Here is a 461-nt window from a genome sequence, read left to right on the forward strand (position 1 = left end):
GTTCCTCTCGCGATGTAAGCGGGACAATCCGCGTCGACTTCACCACCATGCAGGTGCGCATCGATATCAAGGCCCAGCCGCTCGATGCCTTGGGCACGGGGTTCTACGCCGCGATCGGGGTGAAGAACGGCGTGGGAGCCTACGTCCTTGCATGCGAGATTAGCGGCCTTCGAGATCGGCTATCAGCTTGAGGTGCACGTGGCGTATGCCAACCTGCTGGCTGTCGAGCCCCCCACGCCCGGCTTGCTCCTGGACCAGCAGAGTCACTTGCTGACGATCACGGCGCTGGGTCTGCAGAACGCGGCGGCCAGCAACAATCCCGAAGCGGATCTGCAGGCGCGCATCGCCGCTGGCGCGACGATCGTGCGCGACCACCTGCCGATGGCTCATGCGCCCTACGCGCAGTTGAAAGATGACCTCTACCTGGCGGTCATGGCGCTGCCGCCGGCGGCCCGCACCGC

Annotated in this window: 2 protein-coding genes; both read left to right on the forward strand. The window is 65.5% G+C overall.

Features of this window, described 5'->3' with window-relative positions; translation table 11 throughout:
- Window positions 1-191 (forward strand): hypothetical protein (locus AC1DHL_RS29875; protein ID WP_478164347.1); only part of this gene is annotated, 191 nt, incomplete at its 5' end.
- A partial coding sequence (locus AC1DHL_RS29880; protein ID WP_478164348.1) for a hypothetical protein occupies window positions 148-461 on the forward strand: 314 nt, incomplete at its 3' end. The genes AC1DHL_RS29875 and AC1DHL_RS29880, both read left to right, overlap by 44 nt.

The organism is Variovorax sp. 10L426, assembly GCF_056395305.1.